Annotated in this window: 17 protein-coding genes; 11 read left to right on the top strand and 6 right to left on the bottom strand. The window is 56.6% G+C overall.

Going from position 1 to position 16,567, the window contains the following annotated elements; translation table 11 throughout:
• Positions 1-79 precede the first annotated feature (79 nt).
• From rng to csrD, 6 genes are all read right to left on the bottom strand, one after another.
• The gene (gene rng / locus GTU79_RS02965; RefSeq protein ID WP_132923598.1) at positions 80-1,549 is read right to left on the bottom strand and encodes a ribonuclease G; all 1,470 of its coding nucleotides are present in this window, start codon (positions 1,547-1,549) and stop codon (positions 80-82) included.
• A gap of 18 nt (positions 1,550-1,567) precedes the next feature.
• Positions 1,568-2,143, bottom strand: coding sequence for a Maf family protein (locus GTU79_RS02960; protein WP_203522918.1), 576 nt, complete (start codon positions 2,141-2,143; stop codon positions 1,568-1,570).
• Between the two features lie 8 nt (positions 2,144-2,151).
• Positions 2,152-2,640 (bottom strand): rod shape-determining protein MreD, encoded by a 489-nt coding sequence (gene mreD / locus GTU79_RS02955; protein WP_132923600.1) that lies wholly within the window; start codon positions 2,638-2,640, stop codon positions 2,152-2,154.
• Entirely contained in the window at positions 2,637-3,668 is a 1,032-nt protein-coding gene (mreC, locus tag GTU79_RS02950) for a rod shape-determining protein MreC (RefSeq protein ID WP_203522919.1), read from the bottom strand. Before mreC ends, mreD begins: the two co-directional genes overlap by 4 nt.
• Before the next feature lie 94 nt (positions 3,669-3,762).
• Entirely contained in the window at positions 3,763-4,806 is a 1,044-nt protein-coding gene (gene mreB, locus GTU79_RS02945) for a rod shape-determining protein MreB (RefSeq protein ID WP_004385136.1), read from the bottom strand.
• A 341-nt stretch (positions 4,807-5,147) separates the two neighbouring features.
• Entirely contained in the window at positions 5,148-7,037 is a 1,890-nt protein-coding gene (gene csrD, locus GTU79_RS02940; RefSeq protein ID WP_253073482.1) for an RNase E specificity factor CsrD, read from the bottom strand.
• 331 nt (positions 7,038-7,368) lie between these two features.
• Here csrD and msrP point away from each other — a divergent pair, with 331 nt between their 5' ends.
• The 11 genes from msrP to GTU79_RS02885 all read left to right on the top strand — a co-directional run bounded on the left by msrP (position 7,369) and on the right by GTU79_RS02885 (position 16,566).
• Positions 7,369-8,370 (top strand): protein-methionine-sulfoxide reductase catalytic subunit MsrP, encoded by a 1,002-nt coding sequence (msrP, locus tag GTU79_RS02935; protein WP_203522921.1) that lies wholly within the window; start codon positions 7,369-7,371, stop codon positions 8,368-8,370.
• On the top strand, positions 8,371-8,970 hold the full coding sequence (gene msrQ, locus GTU79_RS02930) for a protein-methionine-sulfoxide reductase heme-binding subunit MsrQ (protein WP_203522922.1): 600 nt from the start codon (positions 8,371-8,373) through the stop codon (positions 8,968-8,970). It abuts the gene before it with no gap.
• 241 nt (positions 8,971-9,211) lie between these two features.
• The gene (gene aroQ, locus GTU79_RS02925; RefSeq protein ID WP_132923605.1) at positions 9,212-9,664 is read left to right on the top strand and encodes a type II 3-dehydroquinate dehydratase; all 453 of its coding nucleotides are present in this window, start codon (positions 9,212-9,214) and stop codon (positions 9,662-9,664) included.
• A gap of 20 nt (positions 9,665-9,684) precedes the next feature.
• Entirely contained in the window at positions 9,685-10,155 is a 471-nt protein-coding gene (gene accB / locus GTU79_RS02920) for an acetyl-CoA carboxylase biotin carboxyl carrier protein (RefSeq protein WP_132923606.1), read from the top strand.
• Between the two features lie 11 nt (positions 10,156-10,166).
• Positions 10,167-11,516, top strand: a complete 1,350-nt coding sequence (gene accC, locus GTU79_RS02915; RefSeq protein WP_132923607.1) for an acetyl-CoA carboxylase biotin carboxylase subunit — start codon at positions 10,167-10,169, stop codon at positions 11,514-11,516.
• Between the two features lie 137 nt (positions 11,517-11,653).
• Complete coding sequence (locus tag GTU79_RS02910; RefSeq protein WP_203522923.1) at positions 11,654-11,896, top strand: YhdT family protein; 243 nt, start codon at positions 11,654-11,656, stop codon at positions 11,894-11,896.
• On the top strand, positions 11,886-13,331 hold the full coding sequence (gene panF, locus GTU79_RS02905; protein WP_203522924.1) for a sodium/pantothenate symporter: 1,446 nt from the start codon (positions 11,886-11,888) through the stop codon (positions 13,329-13,331). Before GTU79_RS02910 ends, panF begins: the two co-directional genes overlap by 11 nt.
• A gap of 61 nt (positions 13,332-13,392) precedes the next feature.
• The gene (gene prmA / locus GTU79_RS02900; RefSeq protein ID WP_203522925.1) at positions 13,393-14,280 is read left to right on the top strand and encodes a 50S ribosomal protein L11 methyltransferase; all 888 of its coding nucleotides are present in this window, start codon (positions 13,393-13,395) and stop codon (positions 14,278-14,280) included.
• Between the two features lie 250 nt (positions 14,281-14,530).
• Positions 14,531-15,496 carry a tRNA dihydrouridine synthase DusB gene (gene dusB / locus GTU79_RS02895; protein WP_132927893.1) on the top strand — a complete coding sequence of 322 codons (966 nt, stop codon included), beginning with the start codon at positions 14,531-14,533 and terminating at the stop codon, positions 15,494-15,496.
• Positions 15,497-15,519: 23 nt separating this feature from the next.
• Positions 15,520-15,816: a DNA-binding transcriptional regulator Fis gene (gene fis / locus GTU79_RS02890; RefSeq protein WP_132923611.1), complete on the top strand. Its 297-nt coding sequence runs from the start codon at positions 15,520-15,522 to the stop codon at positions 15,814-15,816.
• Positions 15,817-15,894: 78 nt separating this feature from the next.
• On the top strand, positions 15,895-16,566 hold the full coding sequence (locus GTU79_RS02885) for a MarC family NAAT transporter (protein WP_132923612.1): 672 nt from the start codon (positions 15,895-15,897) through the stop codon (positions 16,564-16,566).
• Position 16,567: the final 1 nt, after the last annotated feature.

Below are 16,567 nucleotides of genomic sequence, written 5' to 3'. Positions count from 1 at the left end.
TGCTTCCCGTCGCTCTCCGCCCACGAAAAGCGTGTTATTTTTATACCCGGCCCCGCAATCGACTTTAATGAAGGCAGGCCTACATCATCACTACATCAAACTGTTCCTGACTGTAAAGCGGCTCAATCTGAACCTTGACCTGTTTACCGACGAAGATTTCCACTTCCGCCAGCGCATGGGACTCATCGCTTTTTAACGCGTCCCCCACCGCCGGGGAAGCGTAGACCAAAAACCGATCGGAGTCATAGGCATGGTGAACCCGCACAATCTCCCGCATGATTTCATAACAGACGGTTTCGATGGTTTTCACCGTACCGCGCCCATGACAGGTAGGACACTCGCTGCAAAGCACATGTTCAATACTTTCACGGGTACGCTTACGGGTCATCTCCACCAGGCCCAGCTGCGAGAAGCCGTTGATACCGGTTTTCACCCGGTCCTTGCTTAACGCCTGCTCCAGGGAGTGCAGCACCCGCCGCCGGTGCTCTTCGTTATTCATATCGATGAAATCAATAATGATGATTCCCCCCAGATTGCGCAATCGCAGCTGGCGCGCAATGGCCTGGGTCGCCTCGATATTGGTATTGAAAATGGTTTCGTCGAGATTCCGGTGGCCGACAAAAGCGCCGGTATTGATATCGATGGTGGTCATGGCTTCGGTCTGATCGATAATCAGATAACCGCCGGATTTCAGCTCGACTTTACGCTCCAGGGAGCGCTGGATTTCGTTTTCCACATCATATAAATCAAAAATAGGCTGCTTGCCGTTGTAGTGTTCGAGCTTATGGGTCATTTCCGGGATATATTCCGCGGTAAACTCCAGCAGCAAATCGAAGGTCAGCCGGGAATCCACCCGGATACGGTCCAGGGCCGCGCCGGCAAAATCACGCAGGATGCGCTGCGCCAGCGCCAATTCGCCGTAAAGCATGTATTTGCTTTGGCCGCGGCGCTTGCGCTCCATGACCTTGGTCCACAGGCGTTTGAGAAAGGCCGCATCCTGGGACAGTTCCTCTTCGCCGATACCCTCGGCGGCCGTACGGATAATAAAACCGCCCTGTTCGTCGCAATACCCCGCCACGGTACGCTTCAGGCGCTCGCGCTCTTCTTCGCTGTCGATGCGTTGCGACACCCCCACGTGGGCCGCGCCGGGCATAAATACCAGGTAGCGGGACGGCAGGGTGATATCGGTGGTCAGGCGCGCGCCTTTGGTGCCCAGGGGATCCTTCACCACCTGGACCATAATATCCTGGCCCTGCCTGACCAGTTCGGCGATATCACGCACGTGGAAATTTTTTTGCTCTTCACCGGCCACGCATTCAGTGTGCGGCATAATATCGGACGCGTGCAGAAACGCCGCTTTTTCCAGTCCGATATCCACAAAGGCCGCCTGCATGCCCGGCAGGACCCGGCTGACGCGGCCCTTGTAAATATTACCGACAATACCGCGCCGCGCTTCACGTTCGATATGAATTTCCTGCAGAATGCCGCCGTCGATATAGGCGACCCGCGTTTCGGAGGGCGTGATATTGACCAGTAATTCAGCTGCCATGTTATCCTCGTACCTTGTTTAGCGCCATTCTAGAGCCGTGAATTGGCATAGCAGCTCAGAGGTTTCCACCAGCGGTAATCCCACGACGCCGTGATAGCTGCCATTGATTGCTCTGACAAATGCTCCACCCAATCCCTGTATACCGTAGGCACCGGCTTTATCCATCGGTTCACCTGTTGCAATATAGCGATGAATATCCTGTTCCGACAACTGGCGGAAAGTGACCTCGGTCACGACGTCATGGCAAAGCCGGCGTTGCGCGTCCGCCAGGGCCACGGCCGTCATCACCCGATGGCTCCTGCCGGATAAAGCGGTCAGCATCATGGCGGCATCATCCCTGTCCAAGGGTTTTTCCAAAATGCGGTCGTCAAGCACCACGATCGTATCCGCCCCCAATACCGGCCGCGATTCCGGCGCTATGGCCACCCCAGCCAGCGCTTTCTCCAGCGCCAGCCGCCGCACGTAGTCCCGTGGAAGCTCCAGCGGTTGCCGTTGCTCGACAATCGGCGCACGCAGCACCTCGAACGGCACACCCAGCAGGGTGAGCAGCTCTTTACGGCGCGGCGAACCGGACGCGAGGTATATAGGGGTCATTATCGTCCTCATTGCACGGAAAATTGGCGACGGACTTTACGCATCAGCAAAAACAGCCAGGGCCACAGCACGCCGTCCACCACGCTGCTCCAAAAGATTTCCGGCCGGAACGAAATATTTATCACCAGGAATTCGGCCCAAAATACAATGACGTGCATGCTTAATGACAGCACCACCACGATGAGTGATTGCTGCCATAAGGCCATATTCCTGAATAGTTGGAATTTGAACGCCACTAGATAGGCCAGGATGCTTAACGCCAGGGCCCTGACGCCGAGAATGGAGCCCAGCACCAGGTCCATCACCAGACCGAGCAGGAAACCGGTGCCGACATTCACCCGGTGCGGAATGGCCATGACCCAGTAAATCAGCACCAGGCTCAGCCAGGAGGGCCGGAAAAGATAGAGCTCATCCGGCCAAGGCATGATTTGTAAAATGATTGCTATCAGGAAAGAAAGCCAAATGACCCAGCTGCCGTTGCGGCGATAACGGTTCATTGGTTATCCCCGGCCGACGGATCCGCCGCGGATCCGCCCGTCCGGGACGCCGGCGTATTTGACGGCGCCGCGGGCGTAGTTGACGATGCCGCGGGCGCCGCGGGTCCCATGATATCCTGGGACGGCAAAACCTGCGGCATCATTTGCATCAGCCGCTCATTGGCTACCCGATGGACTTCGGCGGGCGGCAACGGCACTTCCCCACGGGGATCGGCGCCCCACAACAGCAATAGATAGCGCAAGCGCTGGAGCTGGGCGGTGGGCCTGGCCTGAATCACGGTATACGCCCGCTGGGTGTCCACCTTAACCGAGGAGACCACCGCCACAGGATATCCTTCAGGGAAGCGACCGCCGAGACCTGAAGTCACCAAGACATCGCCCACCCGGATATCGGTATTGCCCGGCAGGTGCTCCAACTGCAAATCCTCTGTACAGCCGTTGCCGGCCACGATAACCCGGATATCGTTGCGCAGTACCTGGATAGGCAGTGCGTGCGAGGCATCGCAAATCAGCAGTACCCGGCTGGTGAGTTTGCCGGCGGCAACCACCTGGCCCACCACGCCTTTATCGCTGATGACCGGCTGTCCCACGTACACGCCGTTGTCCACACCCTTGTCAATCACCACCTGATCGCTGTAGGGATCGGTACTGGTGGAGATAACCTGCGTCACCATTTTCTGTTCATCCTGCCGCAGCGGCGAACCGAGCAGTTCGCGCAGTCGGGCGTTTTCCTGCCGGTATTGCCCCAACAGCAACTGCTCGCTGTTCTTCAGCAGCAGTTCCTGGCGCAGCGCGTGGTTTTCCAGCTCCAGCTGATCCCGGGACGCCAGAGTCTGCGAGATATTATCCAACACCTTGCGCGGACCGTTGGCCAGAAAATAGAACGGGCTGACGGCGGTGTCCATATAGGCGCGTATCTGGACAAACGAACCGAGCCGACTGTCGGCGACAATTACCGCAATGGCAACCATGACAGCCAGGAACAAACGGAGTTGCAGAGAGGGTCCCCTGCTAAAAATCGGCTTCATAAGCTATGCATTTTCCTCAACAAAAAAGGGGGGCGCCGACCAGGATGAGTAATCTCAGCGTTCACCCGGCTGGTTCCCCCCTTTTCGAGGCAGGTTATTCTTCGCTGAACAAATCGCCGCCGTGCATGTCGATCATTTCCAATGCCTTGCCGCCGCCGCGAGCGACGCAGGTCAAAGGATCTTCCGCCACCACTACGGGTATGCCGGTTTCTTCCATCAGCAGGCGATCGAGATTTCTCAACAACGCGCCGCCGCCGGTCAAAACCATGCCGCGTTCGGAAATATCGGACGCCAATTCCGGCGGACACTGTTCAAGGGCCACCATTACCGCGCTGACAATGCCGGTAAGGGGCTCCTGCAACGCCTCAAGGATTTCGTTGGAGTTCAGGGTAAAACCCCGGGGAACCCCTTCGGCCAGATTGCGGCCGCGTACTTCGATTTCCCTGACTTCGTCCCCCGGATAAGCGGAGCCGATTTCATGCTTGATGCGTTCCGCGGTGGCTTCGCCGATAAGCGATCCGTAATTGCGGCGGACATAATTAATAATAGCTTCATCAAAGCGATCCCCGCCAATTCGCACCGAAGAGGAATACACCACGCCGTTGAGGGAAATGACCGCCACTTCTGTGGTGCCGCCGCCGATATCCACCACCATCGAACCGGTGGCCTCGGAAACCGGCAGGCCCGCACCGATGGCCGCGGCCATGGGTTCCTCTATCAGGAAAACCTCGCGAGCGCCCGCGCCCTGGGCGGATTCGCGAATAGCGCGGCGTTCAACCTGGGTGGCTCCCACCGGAACGCATACCAGCACGCGAGGACTGGGACGCATAAAGCTGTTGCTGTGAACTTGCTTGATAAAGTGTTGCAGCATTTTTTCGGTCACGAAGAAATCGGCAATCACACCATCCTTCATCGGACGTATTGCCGCAATATTGCCGGGAGTACGCCCCAGCATTTGTTTGGCTTCATGGCCGACGGCAGCAACGCTTTTAGGCGAGCCGGCGCGATCCTGTCGAATCGCGACGACGGAAGGTTCATTCAGGACAATGCCCTGTCCTTTTACATAAATCAGGGTATTGGCTGTACCCAGGTCGATGGACAAGTCGTTGGAAAACATGCCACGAAATTTTTTAAACATAACTGAAGGATAATCCTGCAAGCTGGGGCGAAAATAAAATCCGCCTACTTTACCAACCACGAGAAGCAGCGACAAGGCGCTACTTCAATGAAAATACGTCCCCGTTAACATTCCCACACACCGATGAAATCCCTGACGCGGTTTTAAGCCAGGCTTCCTGTGAGAAAAATTCTCTTGCTTGCAGTCGATGGTGATAACACCAAGCAGAAAATCTGACAGGCCACCTGATCCCAGGTAATGTAAGTGCCTACTAACCATTTCGGTTAATGGGCGTATTGTACGTTAATTTTTCACGAACTTTTATACTAATCACGCATCATGGCGTGAATATTTTTACCAACTCATCCAACGACGCAATCGGGGCAAAAGTCCCTTGCCCCCGCCACGGCATGATCCGTTAACGTTTGCCATTCCGACCGCGTTCTGACGCCGGCGGCAAAAACGTGTGTCGACGTGCCGATACAGGCTTCCGGCAGGCTTTGCACAAACAGCTGGTTTTCCGATCGCCGGTGGATATCCCTCACCAGGCCGGGATGCAGCTTGATCATGGCGATGGGCACCGCCGTTATATACGCGGTGCTTACGATGGTCAAACCCGCCTCCACCACGGCAAGACGGCAGCCCAGCCCGGTCAGCAAGCGTAACGCCGGACGCAGCGACACCAAGTGTTGACACAGATCCGCCTCAACAAGTTCAAACATAATTTGCTGGCGCCGGGATTTTTCGCATTGCATCAACATATTGCGCAGCCACACCAGAAATCCGCGGCGCAGCAGCGAGTCAATGCTGATGCTGAAAGCCAGCACATGATCCGGCAATTGGGCCAGCAAGGGGATAATCCGGCTTAATTGCTGGCGATCGTAGCGCTCAATCAGGCCCAATTGCTGCAGCATCGGCAAAAACTCGGCGGCGGTCACAGTCTGTCCGCCCTCGATAATGCGGTTAATCATCACCAGATGATCGAGACGGCCCTCGCGAGTATAGGCCTCCCTGGCAAATAACCGCGGCCCGTCTTCTGATAATGTGCGTTCAAGCAGGGTTCGCCACTTTACATTACCGCGCACCGACTCGGGCACCCGACTATCGTAAACCGACCAGGTATTCCCCCCCTGCAAAACGGCTTCACGGGTGGCCCGCTCCACGGATTCCATGACCTCAACCGCCGTTTGTCCCTTGCGGTAGCGATAGATGCCGATATTCAGGAAATCATCCCGCTGCCGTACCGGCAACGCCGTCAGGGTATTTAGCCCGCCGATGATTTGCGCCCCGAGGGACTCCGCCTCTTTTAAGGAGCAGTTGGGCAGCAGCACCGCCAAATCGCCGTGAAAATAGCGCGCCAGCAAGGCGTTGGGATAGCGCATGACAAAGCTTGAAACAAGATTGATCAATGCGTGCAGCAATCCGCTGTCTTGCGGGTTGCCGGACCGGTCTTCCATGATATCCGCATCGGTGGATCGCAGCAGCATGACCACGCCGTGGGCGCCCATCTCCTGGTTATCTTCCAATTGCAGCCCGAGCTGGTTATCAAAAAACAGCCGGTTGCTCAGGCCGGTTTTCGCATCCCGCGCGGCAAAAGCCCGGATAAGAATATCCACCCGGCTGCGCTGTTCGCGGGCCTGGGCCAGGTCGCTCAGCAAACGGTCAATGGCGCTGCCGGTCAGGGAAGGAGGCTCGCCGGCATTTTCCCGCACGCTGTCCCGTTCGCCGTGGATGATACGTTTGGCCCGGTGCTCAAGGGTCTCCTGGGGCTGGATTTGCCGTCGCAGCCAGTTGAATCCCGCCAGCAAAGACAATACCGCCAGCACAATGGCAATACTCACCGGCGCCGTAACCTCAAGAGTACGGCCCTCGCTCAGGGGCGCCGCCCGATAGGACGCGGTCACCAGCAGGTCCGGGCGGTGAGCCAGCGCAAGCCGGCGCTGGCGGTAACCATAAGGGGGCGCCACGGGTTCGGCGGACAGCGGGAAACGGTACAGGACTTTCTCTCCCTGCCGGATTTCCAGCCCGCCGACGCCGGTGCTTTTCAGCGCATAAGGCAGCCAATGGTCAAGAGCGGTCAGCGGCTCGGTCAATAACGCCTGATCCAGCGACGAGGCCAGCGCCGCCATTTGTCGATCGGTGCGGTGCTGATTAAGATAAAAAAAACTTAAGGCGCTGCTCGACAGCATCAACAACATCACCAGCGAGCACAATAAGGCCATCATTGCGGAGAGTTTGACTATCAATCGCATCCCTGTGCCCCGATAAAAGTCTGAGGTTAATCTGCGACCAGAGTATGAAAAGCGCAACGTCACCTGTCGCCGCCCTCGTAGCCGGAAGATGGAAGGCGCAACGTCCGTCCCCGTCGCCGCCTTTACCGCCGGTTGCAAATCAAAATAAGTGTATCGGTAGTTGGTTTAAAATGACATATTTTTAGCCAATACGTTTATAAATCCCCCAAAATCGTCAGTCAGCGAGGGGGAGTTGACAGCACGTTGAAGCGTAGCGGGAATGAAAATGATTTTTATGCATCATACTTATAAATAATGTGAAAGCCTGTGGTTTGATCCTGTGGAGCCCGTCATGAACCGTTACCGTGCATTGCGCGACGCCGATGTCACCGCTGAAGAAGCCTTTTTCCAGCGCAGGAAAGTATTGAAAGCCTTGGGGCTCACCGCGGCCGCGCTGAGTCTACCGTTTCAGGCCCGGGCTGATATCGCCTCCTGGATAAAACGGCACGAGCCGCCCAAGGCTCCGCCCGGCAAAGCCCTGACCTTCACTCAGCCGGCGCAGTGGCACGCCGGGCTGCCGTTAACGCCGGAGGAAAAAGTCACCGGCTATAATAACTTTTATGAATTCGGCATGGACAAATCCGACCCGTCACATAATGCCGGCGGCTTAAAAACCGACGGCTGGAAGGTGCGCATCGACGGCGAAGTGGCGAAACCCGTCACCCTGGATATGGACGATATCCTCAGGCGTTTCCCCCTGGAAGAGCGGATTTACCGGATGCGCTGCGTTGAAGGCTGGTCAATGGTAGTGCCCTGGATAGGCTTTGAGCTTGGAAAGCTGCTTAAACTGGCGGAACCCACCGGCCAGGCGCGTTTCGTGGCGTTCCAGACGCTGGACGATCCCTCGCAGTTGCCCGGCGAAAAAGATAGCCTGCTGGGGGGCGGCCTGGCCTATCCTTATGTTGAGGGGCTGCGCCTTGACGAAGCCATGCACCCCCTGGCGCTGATGACGGTGGGCGTCTACGGCAAAACCCTGCCGCCGCAAAACGGCGCGCCCATCAGATTGATCACTCCCTGGAAATACGGGTTCAAGGGCATAAAATCCATAGTCAGTATCCGGCTGACCCACGACCAGCCGCCCACCACCTGGAATCTCGCGGCGCCGAACGAGTATGGCTTCTATGCCAACGTAAACCCCCATGTGGATCACCCGCGCTGGTCCCAGGCAACGGAGCGGGTGATAGGTTCCGGCGGCATCCTTGATGTAAAGCGCCAGCCGACCCTGTTGTTCAACGGCTATGCCGGACAGGTGGCCGGACTCTATCGCGGACTGGATCTACGGGAGAATTTTTAAGTGCGATTGACCCTCAAGCACATTTTCTGGCTCAAAATCCTGCTGCACCTGGCGGCGTTTCTGCCGTTGGTCTGGCTGGTTTATGCGGTATTGCAAGGAGATTTCAGCGCCGACCCGGCCAAGGATATCCAGCATTTCACCGGGCGGACAGCCCTTAAGCTGCTACTGGCCTCTCTACTGGTGACGCCGCTGGCCCGCTACGGCCGCCAGCCGCTGTTGATCCGCTGCCGCCGCATGCTGGGCCTGTGGTGCTTTGCCTGGGTCACCCTGCATTTGCTCAGTTATGCGCTGCTGGAGCTGGGCATCGATAATCTCGGCCTGCTGGGCAGCGAACTGGTAAGCCGGCCCTACCTGACGCTGGGGATTGTCAGCTGGTTCATATTATTGGCGCTGGCGGTCACCTCAACCCAGCGCGCCCAGCGCAAATTGAAAGGCCGGTGGCAAACGCTGCACAACCTGATCTATGTGGTGGCGATCCTCGCCCCGATTCATTATCTTTGGTCGGTGAAAATTTTGTCGCCGCTGCCCCTGATGTATGCCCTAGGGGCGGCGGTGCTTTTGGCTCTGCGTTATAAAAAATTTCGCCATTGGTGGTCATGAAACAATAAGTTTTTATTTCTATCCCCGTTCAAAATGCGCTATCTTGCTCTCCACTTTGCGGCAGGCGCCAAGGTAAACTTCGCGGATATCGCCAGCATTTAGCGGCTAAAAGCCGCGATATCTTTATAATGTATAAAGCGGCCGGCAATTTGCGGCGAATTTTGCAGCAAAAAGATGACAAATTGATACCATAAGGTTATTTTCTACCGGGTATCGTCAATTAACGGGAGATAGCGGCACGATGGCGGATAAATTGCACATTTTGCTTCTTAACGGCCCCAATCTGAATTTGTTGGGGACGCGGGAGCCGGATAAATACGGACGAACCACCCTTGCGGATATTGTCAGCCATCTCGATACGCTGGCCAAGGAGCACGACGTTACGTTCAGCCATCTCCAATCCAATGCGGAGCATGTCCTGATAGAACGTATCCATCAGGCCCGTGGCAATACCGACTTCATCGTCATCAATCCCGCGGCGTTCACCCACACAAGCGTAGCCCTGCGGGACGCGCTGCTGGCGGTCGATATTCCGTTTATTGAAATTCATCTTTCCAATGTGCATGCGCGTGAGCCTTTCCGCCATCACTCCTATCTCTCCGATATTGCGGTCGGCGTTATCTGCGGCCTCGGCGCCGACGGTTATTATTTTGCTTTTCAGACGGCGGTTAAGCGGCTGTCTGCATCCAATTAATTAGTGTATGGAACCCACTCATGGATATTCGTAAGATCAAGAAACTGATTGAACTGGTTGAAGAATCCGGCATTTCAGAGCTGGAAATCTCCGAAGGCGAAGAATCGGTTCGTATTAGCCGCGCCCCGGCGATGCAGGCCTATCCGATGATGCAACAGGCGTATATACCCGCCCAGCAGCAGCAGGCGGCGCCGGCAATTGCCCCTGCTCCCGCCGCCGCGCCCGCGGCGGAATCCGCCGTACCCGCCACCATGAGCGGCCATCTGGTACGCTCGCCGATGGTGGGCACCTTCTATCGCACGCCGAGCCCGGACGCCAAACCCTTTGTGGAAGTCGGCCAGAAGGTCAATGTCGGCGACACATTATGCATTGTCGAAGCGATGAAAATGATGAACCAGATCGAATCCGATAAGGCCGGCGTTGTTAAAGCCATTTTGCTGGATAACGGTCAACCGGTTGAATTTGACGAGCCGCTGGTCGTCATCGAATAACGAGGCGCCACATGCTAGATAAAATAGTCATCGCCAATCGTGGTGAAATTGCGCTGCGTATTTTGCGCGCATGCAAGGAATTAGGCATCAAAACCGTGGCGGTACACTCCACGGTGGATCGCGACCTTAAACATGTTCTGCTGGCGGATGAAACCATTTGCATCGGGCCGCCCCCCTCCGTAAAAAGCTATCTGAATATCCCGGCCATTATTTCAGCGGCGGAAATCACCGGCGCCGTGGCCATTCACCCCGGTTATGGCTTTCTGTCGGAAAACGCCGACTTCGCCGAACAGGTGGAACGTTCAGGATTTATCTTTATCGGACCGCGCGCCGAAACCATCCGATTAATGGGTGATAAGGTTTCCGCCATCAGCGCCATGAAAAAAGCCGGCGTACCCTGTGTGCCCGGCTCCGATGGGCCTGTGGGGGATGATATGGAGAAAAACCGCGCCATCGCCAAGCGCATCGGTTATCCGGTTATCATCAAAGCCTCCGGCGGCGGCGGCGGTCGCGGCATGCGCGTAGTGCGCAGCGACCATGAACTGGAATCCTCCATCGTCATGACCCGCGCCGAAGCCAAGGCCGCGTTCAGCAACGACATGGTCTATATGGAAAAGTACCTGGAAAATCCCCGGCATATCGAGGTCCAGGTGCTGGCGGACGGCCAGGGCAACGCCATTTACCTGGCGGAGCGCGACTGCTCCATGCAGCGCCGCCACCAGAAGGTCGTGGAAGAAGCGCCCGCGCCGGGCATTACCGAAGCCATGCGCCGTTACATCGGCGAACGCTGCTCCAAGGCCTGCCGGGACATCGGTTACCGCGGCGCCGGTACCTTTGAGTTCCTGTATGAAAACGGCGAGTTTTTCTTTATTGAAATGAACACCCGTATCCAGGTGGAGCATCCGGTGACCGAGATGATCACCGGCATTGATCTCATCAAAGAGCAGTTGCGGGTGGCCGCCGGCCAGCCGTTGTCCATCAAGCAGGAAGAAGTGGTGGTGCGCGGCCATGCGGTGGAATGCCGTATCAATGCCGAAGACCCCAACACCTTTATGCCCAACCCGGGCAAGATCACCCGTTTTCATGCGCCGGGCGGTTTCGGCGTCCGCTGGGAATCGCATATTTACGGCGGCTATACCGTACCGCCTTATTATGATTCCATGATCGGCAAGCTGATTTGTTACGGCGAAAACCGCGACGTGGCTATCGCGCGCATGAAAAATGCCCTGGCGGAGCTGATTATCGACGGCATCAAGACCAATATCGATTTGCAGCTCAGAATCATGAATGACGAAAACTTCCAGCACGGCGGCACCAATATCCATTATCTGGAGAAAAAACTCGGCCTGCAGGAAAAATAACAGTATTAACAATAGATTATATGTCTTACCTCGCTGAAAAACGATCCCGGAGTTAAAGAGGCGGGGCAGGACGCTATGTAGGCGAAACAGGCCGGTTATTACCGGCCTATTTTATGACTTCTATCGGCATAAACATCATGGATAAACGATTTCCGCAGGCCCACCGCGAAGCCCGCTGGGCGTTCGGCCTGGCGGTGGCTTACCTGATTGCCTGGCTGCTGGCCGCCTACCTGCCGGACGATAAGCAGGGCATTACCGGCTTACCCCACTGGTTCGAAATGGCCTGCCTATGGGTGCCGTTGCTGTTCCTGCTGCTCTGCTGCCTTATGGTGCGCTTTATCTATCGCGATATACCGCTGGAGGATAACGATGCAAACTAAGGTTGTCATCCCCCTGATAGCTTATCTGGCGCTGGTATTTATCCTCTCCGTCTATGCCTACCGCCGCCGCCGGAAAGGCGACTTCCTCAACGAATATTTCCTGGGCAACCGCTCCATGGGCGGCTTCGTGCTGGCGATGACCCTTACCGCCACCTATATCAGCGCCAGCTCGTTTATCGGCGGGCCGGGCGCCGCTTATAAATACGGCCTCGGCTGGGTGCTGCTGGCCATGATCCAGGTGCCGACCGTCTGGCTCTCCCTGGGCGTGCTGGGAAAAAAATTCGCCATCCTGGCCCGGCGCTATAACGCGGTTACCCTGAACGATACGCTGCTGGCCCGTTATAACAGTCCGCTACTGGTCTGGCTGGCCAGCATAAGCCTGCTGGTGGCGTTTATCGGCGCCATGACGGTCCAGTTTATCGGCGGCGCGCGCCTGCTGGAGACTGCCGCCGGCATACCCTATGATACCGGTCTGCTGATTTTCGGCGTGACCATCGCGCTCTATACCGCCTTCGGCGGCTTTCGCGCCAGCGTGCTCAACGATGCCTTTCAAGGGCTGGTGATGCTGCTGGGTACGTTTATTCTGCTGTACGGCGTCATTCACGCCGCCGGCGGCCTGTCCGCGGCGGTGACCAAACTGCACCAAATCCAGCCGGCGCTCACCGCCCCCACCGGGGTGGATCATATTCTGTCGCCGCCGTTTATGGCGTCGTTCTGGATCCTGGTCTGTTTCGGGGTAATCGGCCTGCCCCATACCGCGGTACGCTGTATTTCCTACCGGGACAGCAAAGCGGTGCACCGCGGTATTATCATCGGCACTCTGGTGATCGGCGTATTGATGCTCGGCATGCATCTGGCGGGGGCGCTGGGACGGGCGATCCTTCCCGACCTGAAGATCCCCGATCAGGTCATCCCGACGCTGATGATCACCGTACTGCCGCCGTTTGTGGCCGGCATCTTCCTGGCGGCGCCGCTGGCGGCCATTATGTCAACCATCAATGCGCAGCTGCTGCAATCCTCCGCGACGATCGTCAAGGATCTCTACCTCAGCCTGCGTCCGCATCAGGCCGGCAACCAGCGCCTGCTCACCAGAATGTCCGGCACGGTAACGCTTATTCTCGGCCTGCTGCTGCTGCTGGCCGCCTGGCGCCCGCCGGAAATGATCATCTGGCTGAACCTGTTGGCGTTCGGCGGTCTTGAAGCGGTATTTCTCTGGCCGCTGGTGCTGGGTCTTTACTGGGAACGCGCCAACGCCGCCGGTGCGCTAAGTTCTATGATATGCGGCGGCGTCTGTTACGCCGTGCTGGCCACGCTTGATATACAACCCGGCGGTTTTCATCCCATTGTGCCCTCGCTGCTGCTGAGCCTGCTGGCCTTTGTGGCGGGCAACAGGTTCGGCGAAACGGGCCGCCAGGCGGAACCGGCCGGTCTGTGACCTTTTAAACGTAGCGGCAAGGCGGAACCGGCCGGCCATTCACTTTTTTATCGGAGCAGCCATGCCCTGGATTCAACTTAAGATCAATACCACCGGCGCCGACGCGGAAACCCTGAGCGACGCGCTAATGGAATACGGCGCGGTCTCGGTCACCTTTCAGGATACGCACGACAACCCGGTTTTCGAGCCGCTGCCGGGCGAGACGCGTTTATGGGGCGATACCGATGTCATAGGCCTGTTTGCCGCCGACGCCGATATGGCGGCGTTAATAGAGGCCTTGGCGGGCCATCCGCTGCTGGGAGAGGGTTTTGCCCACAAAATCGAACAGCTTGAGGATAAAGATTGGGAGCGGGAATGGATGGATAACTTCCATCCCATGCGATTCGGCCGCCGGCTATGGATTTGCCCGAGCTGGCGACCGGTGCCCGACGCCGGCGCGGTAAACGTCATGCTTGATCCCGGCCTCGCCTTCGGCACCGGCACCCACCCTACCACCGCCCTCTGCCTGCAATGGCTGGACGGGCTCGATCTCGCCGGCAAGACCCTTATCGATTTCGGCTGCGGCTCCGGTATCCTGGCCATCGCGGCGCTGAAACTGGGCGCGGCCCGCGCCATCGGTATCGATATCGACCCGCAGGCCATTCAGGCAAGCCGGGACAATGCCCGCCGTAACGGGGTGGAAGAGCGCCTCACCCTGTTTTTATCCCAGGATAAGCCCGACAACCTGCGCGCCGATGTGGTGGTGGCGAATATCCTGGCCGGGCCGCTGCGTGAGCTGGCCCCGCTGCTCTGCGCCTTGCCGGAAAAAAAAGGCGGTCTTATCGGTTTGTCCGGCATTCTCGCCAGCCAGGCGGAGGGCGTTGCGGCGGCCTATGCCGACGCTTTCCTGCTGGACCCCGTGGCGGAGAAAGAGGAATGGTGCCGGTTAACCGGTCGCCGCCGCGAATGAGGCAAAGGCCGGGCCCGGCCCCAGCCTCCGTCGCGGCAGAAATGAGTTGTTGGTGAAAAAATTTCCACCGCACAAAAGGTGTTTATGAGAATAACCCTTTGTAATTTATAAAAAAATAGTCACGCAGGCCATCCTATGAACATTTTCATTGATCTATAGCACAGGATTGTTCAAAGTTTGGCCTTTCATCTGACGAAAAAAATGCGTAATATACGCGCCCTTGCGGACACAGTATGGTCACTCTTTGTCTATGCGTATTGGACAGCTTCAGCTCGATAATTGCCTGATGGCCGCTCCGATGGCCGGTGTGACAGATCGGCCATTCAGAGCGCTTTGTCATGCAATGGGGGCCGGATTGACGTTTTCCGAGATGCTTTCCTCTAATCCTGAGGTATGGCGCACGGATAAGTCGCGTCTGCGTATGGTACATAGTGATGAGCCCGGTATCCGGGCCGTGCAGATTGCCGGGTGCTGCCCTGTGGATATGGCTGCTGCCGCCGTCATTAACGTGGCGAACGGCGCGCAGCTGATTGATATCAACATGGGTTGTCCCGCTAAAAAAGTGAACCGGAAAATGGCGGGTTCCGCCTTGCTGCAGTTTCCGGATCTGGTGAAACAGATCCTGTTATCCGTGGTCAAGTCGGTAGACGTGCCGGTCATGCTGAAAATACGCACGGGCTGGTCGCCGGAACACCGTAACTGTGTAGAAATTGCCCAATTGGCCGAAAATTGTGGTATACAGGCCATCACGATTCATGGCCGCACCCGCGCCTGTTTGTTTAACGGTCACGCGGAGTACGACAGTATTCGGGCAGTTAAGCAGTCTGTCGCCATTCCGGTTATCGCGAATGGCGACATCACTGACCCGCATAAAGCCAGAGCGGTATTGGACTACACCGGGGCCGACGCCCTGATGATAGGACGCGCCGCTCAGGGAAGACCCTGGATCTTCCGGGAAATCCAGCATTATCTGGATACGGGGGAAACGCTGCCGCCGCTGCCGTTAGGCGAGGTAAAGCGTTTGCTGATAGAACATATACGGGAATTGCACGACTTTTATGGTCCAGGCAAAGGATTCCGCATTGCTCGAAAGCACGTTTCCTGGTACTTACAGGAGCATGCCCCCGACAACCAGTTTAGGCGCACATTCAACGCCATAGAGGATGCCGGCGAACAGCTGGAGGCGTTGGAGGCATATTTTGAAAATCTTGCGTAATTGAAAAAAGAGCTGACAGAACTATGTTCGAACAACGCGAAAATTCTGACGTACTGACCGTTTCCACCGTTAACTCTCAGGATCAGGTAACAAAAAAACCGCTGCGGGACTCGGTGAAACAAGCACTGAAGAACTATTTTGCTCAATTAAATGGTCAGGATGTTAATGATTTGTATGAGCTGGTGCTGGCTGAGGTGGAACAGCCACTGTTGGACATGGTCATGCAATATACCCGCGGTAATCAAACCCGCGCGGCCCTGATGATGGGTATCAACCGCGGCACGCTGCGTAAGAAATTGAAAAAGTACGGTATGAATTGATACTGTAACTTAACTTATTAATAATAAAAGCGTTAACGGGAGACCGTTAGCGCTTTTTTAATAAGGAAATAAAATACTATGGGCGAACTCTTCAGAGCGATAGGCTTAGGCTTGCTGGTGCTGCTGCCGCTGGCCAATCCTTTGACCACTGTGGCATTATTTCTGGCCCTGGGCAAACACATGAGCCAGGAGGAGCGGAGACGGCAATCGCTCATGGCCTCGGTGTATGTCTTTATCATCATGATGACGGCGTATTATGCCGGCACGGTGGTGATGAATACCTTCGGCATCTCTATACCCGGCCTGCGCATAGCCGGCGGCCTTATCGTCGCTTTTATCGGTTTTCGCATGCTGTTCCCGCAGCAGAAAGATGAGTCCGATGACCAGTTGCAGCCCGGCGACGGAATACACCACCACCCCGCCCCCAACATTGCCTTCGTCCCGCTGGCCATGCCCAGCACCGCCGGCCCCGGCACTATCGCCATGATTATCAGTTCGGTCTCCACCGTAAAAGACTCGGTTTATTTCTCACCCTGGGTCATTACCGTCGCACCGGTGCTTATTTTTCTTTGCATCAGCCTCATCTTGTGGGGATGTTTGCTCAGTTCCGGCGCCATCATGCGCCTGATAGGAGAAAGCGGCATCGAGGCAGTCTGCCGGGTGATGGGATTTTTGCTGGTCTGTATGGGCGTACAGTTTGTCATAAACGGTATGCTGGAAATCATCTCTACTTATCCGATAAAACCCTAGT

Origin of the sequence: Sodalis ligni, from assembly GCF_016865525.2 — a bacterium.
Classification (GTDB): Bacteria; Pseudomonadota; Gammaproteobacteria; order Enterobacterales; family Enterobacteriaceae; genus Acerihabitans; species Acerihabitans ligni.
The sequence above is the reverse complement of the archived record's forward strand: the minus strand, read 5'-3'. Positions and strand labels throughout refer to the sequence as shown.